The organism is Frankia sp. CcWB3, assembly GCF_977927595.1.
In genome coordinates, this window is record NZ_CDWRCK010000296.1 from 1 (window position 1) to 3,694 (window position 3,694).

Annotated in this window: 3 protein-coding genes; 2 read left to right on the plus strand and 1 reads right to left on the minus strand. The window is 69.0% G+C overall.

The window, feature by feature from the left end; all coding sequences use genetic code 11:
• Positions 1–35: 35 nt before the first annotated feature.
• Positions 36–974 (minus strand): acyl-ACP desaturase, encoded by a 939-nt coding sequence (locus ACY5KJ_RS17795; protein ID WP_462189227.1) that lies wholly within the window; start codon positions 972–974, stop codon positions 36–38.
• Positions 975–1,252: 278 nt separating this feature from the next.
• On the opposite strand from ACY5KJ_RS17795, the gene ACY5KJ_RS17800 reads away from it, so the two are divergent.
• Together ACY5KJ_RS17800 and ACY5KJ_RS17805 are read left to right on the plus strand one after the other, a co-directional pair.
• Entirely contained in the window at positions 1,253–1,972 is a 720-nt protein-coding gene (locus ACY5KJ_RS17800; protein ID WP_462189229.1) for a response regulator transcription factor, read from the plus strand.
• A gap of 603 nt (positions 1,973–2,575) precedes the next feature.
• A complete protein-coding gene (locus tag ACY5KJ_RS17805) occupies positions 2,576–3,421 on the plus strand; it encodes a sensor histidine kinase (RefSeq protein ID WP_462203897.1) in 846 nt (281 codons plus the stop codon).
• Positions 3,422–3,694 lie beyond the last annotated feature (273 nt).

Below are 3,694 nucleotides of genomic sequence, written 5' to 3' on the forward strand. Positions count from 1 at the left end.
AGTTATTTCATTTCGACTCCTATACAGGTTATGCGTTAGGCCGAGGCCAACGCCTCGGCTCGCCGGGTGGCACGTTCCGTGGTCCGCGCCAGCTTCGCTTCCTGCTGCGTCGCGAGGGCGTCGAGCCCGGTGACGAAGGCGGAGACCTCCTCGCGGGCCTTCTCAGCCTCGCCATTCAGGCCCTCCAGGTCGAAGAACCGCCAGTGACGCAGGATCGGCAGCACCACGTCGTCGTGGTGGATGCGCAGGTTGTAGATGCCGGCCCGGGCGATCTGGATCGCCTTGCGGCCGAAGTCACGGATGCCGGTGCCGGGCATCTGGAAGTTGACGAGCTCGTCGCGGATGGCCACCACGGTACGCGAGGGGTCGAGCTCCAGCGCCCCCGCGATCACGTTCCGATAGAAGATCATGTGCAGGTTCTCGTCCGTCGCCACCCGCGTGAGCAGCTTCTCGGCGATCGGTTCCCCGCAGAAACGGCCAGTGTTGCGGTGGCTCACCCGGGTCGCCAGTTCCTGGAAGGAGACGTACGCCGTTGCCTCCAGCGGGGACTTGTCCCGGCTGTCGTAGCCCTTGCCCATCTGGTACATGCGGTTGCGTTCGAGGGCGATCGGGTCCACCGCCCGGGTGACCAGGAGGTAGTCGCGCATCGCTATGGAGTGGCGCCCCTCTTCGGCGGTCCACCGGTGCACCCAGCTTCCCCAGGCGCCGTCCCGGCCGAACGCGTCCGCGATCTCCCGGTGGTAGCTCGGCAGGTTGTCCTCGGTCAGCAGGTTGACCTCGAACGCGATCTGCGCGATCTTGGAAAGCTTCGACTGCCCGGGCTCCCAGGGGAGACTGTCGAAGTCGCGGCCCTCGCCCCAGGGTACGTACTCGTGCGGCATCCATTCGGCGGCGACGCCGAGATGCCGGTTCAGGTTGGCCTCGGCGACGGGCTCCAGATCGCGTATCAGGTCGATGTCCGTGAGTGATTTCATTGGGGAACTGTTCCAGAGGGATCATGTGTTAACCATGTCCCGCGGGTGTGGATTACCGAGCGTGGAACTGTTCCGCCGAGGCAGTCCCGCTGCGGGAGCGGGCATCCTTGCCAGGCCCGGCGAGGACGCCCGGCCGGACAGTCCCGGCGCGCCCGGTCGGCATCCGGCTCACACCGAACTCTCATGATGCTCGGATGAACTCGACGCGGACGATGTCGACATCGCCGCCCGCATCGCCGTCCACCCGCTGCATCGAGGTCGCGTCCAGGGAGCCGGACATGTCCACTGCCCCGCGTGTGCTGGTTGTCGACGATGAGCCGAACATCGTCGATCTGCTGCGGATGGCGTTACGTTTCCATGGTTTCGACGTTCTGACCGCGACCACCGGTCGGGCGGCGCTCGAGTTGGCCGTCGAGGCCCGGCCGGATCTGATGATCCTTGATGTGATGCTGCCCGACATCGACGGCTTCGAGATCTGCCGGATGTTGCGCGCGGACGGGCACCCGGTACCCGTCGTCTACCTGAGCGCGCGCAACGCCCACCGGGACAAGATCGCCGGCCTCACCTACGGCGGCGACGACTACGTCACCAAGCCGTTCGCCGTCGACGAGCTCGTCGCCCGGGTCCGGGCCGTGCTGCGCCGGACGTCACCTCCGCCGGCCGAGCCGGCACCCGTGCCGCCGTCCCCGCTGCGGTTCGCCGACGTGGAACTCGACCCGGACGCCCATCTCGTCCGCCGCGCCGGGGAGCCGATCGACCTGTCGCCGACGGAGTTCTCCCTGCTGCGGTACTTCCTGACCAACCCCAACCGGGTGCTGTCCAGGACCCAGATCCTCGACGCGGTGTGGAGCTACGACTACGCGGGCGAGCCGACCATCGTGGACCAGTACGTCAGCTACCTGCGGCGCAAGCTCGGCCGGCACGGCCCGTCTCTCATCCACACCCAGCGTGGTTTTGGCTACGTGCTGCGCCTTCCGGTGGCGGGGTCCAACCGGTGACGCTCCGCCTGAAGCTGATGTCCGGCCTGATCGCGCTGACCGCACTGGGACTGGTCATCGTGGGTGGGGCGAGCGTGTTCGCGCTGCGTGCCTACCTGGACGACCGGATCGACCAGCAGCTCACCCGCGCGCGGGTGCTGGGCGGCCTGCCGGCTGCTGCCTATCTGTCCCGGTGGGAGGCGCTGGGCCGGGCCGGGGTGGAGCGGGCCGTGGCGCCGACCGACTACCTGGTGGAGATCCGGCGGACGGACGGGACGGTGCTGCGCATCGCGGGTTCGGTGACTCCCACGCCGCCGGCTACGCCCCTGCTGGACGCCGCCGGGGACCGGGGTGCCGCACCGTTCACCGTCATCGCCGACCGGGAGCGGTACCGAGCGGTCGTCCGGGACAGTCCGCGCGGGCCACGGGTTCTCGTCGCGCTGCCGCTGAAGCCGGTCGCGGAGACGGTCCACCGACTGGTGATGATCGAAGTGGCGGTGGGTCTCGCGGTGCTCGCCGCGATCGCCGTGCTCGCCTGGGTGTGGCTGACCCGTGGCCTGCGCCCACTGCGTCAGATGATCTCCACCGCGTCGGCGATCGCCGGGGGGGGATCTCGACCGGCGGGTGCCGGCGGGGTCGGCCCGTTCGGAGACCGGTCAGCTCGCCATGGCCCTCAACACGATGCTCGGCCAGATCCAGGCCGCGTTCGCCGCCCGGGTCGCCTCCCAGGAGCAGCTCCGCCGCTTCGCCGCCGACGCCTCCCACGAGCTGCGGACGCCGTTGACCTCGATCCGCGGCTACGCCGATCTGCTGCGCGGCGGAATGGTGACGGCGGTCGACGCGGATGACGCGCTACGCCGGGTCCAGGAGGAGACCGCCCGGATGAGCACCCTCGTCGACGACCTGCTGTACCTGGCCCACCTCGACGAGCAGCGACCGATGCGGCGGGCCGAGATCGACTTTGCCAGGCTCGTCCGCGACGCCGTCGCCGACCTGCGGGTCGCGGCCCCCGAGCGCCCGGTGAGCGCCGAGCTCCCGGCGAGCTGCGTCGTCCTCGGCGACGAGAACGCGCTGCGCCAGCTCGCCGGCAACCTCCTGACCAACGCCCGCGTCCACACCCCGCCCGAGACGCCGATCGAGGTGCGGCTGCACGCGCTGCCGGCGGGCGCCGCGCCGACCGGCCCCGCCGCCCCCGGGACCCCCGGGGGCGCGGAGCTTCACGTCATCGACCACGGGCCGGGCATGCCACCGGAGGTTGCCGAGCACGTGTTCGACCGCTTCTACCGGGCCGCGGACAGCCGGGCACGGGGGCCTGGCGGCAACGGGCTGGGGCTGTCCATCGTCGCGGCGACCGCCGCCGCCCACGGCGGCCGGGTCGAGGTGTCCAGTGCCGTCGGCACCGGCACGGTTTTCCGGTTCCTGCTGCCGGTGCCGGTGCCGGTTCCGGAGGCGGCATCGTGGAGCCGGTAACGGACATCATCTTCGTGTGCCGTAGACGAGGATTCGGGCTCCTGTGGATAGGTACATGCGGCGTTCATCGAAGAGCATAAGAGATGCTGCGTCCATAACGTTGCCGTCTCGAGACGCTGCCCGGATAACCAGATTAGCCCATCTCTTGTTGCCCATGATCATATTCGCCACCGTGCAGCTGGCGAAGTGCAATCGAAATCGCCGTCTAAATTTCTGTTCAAAGAGCTGAGGAGTCGAAATGAAATAACTTGCGCGTTTCGAACCCTCCACAGG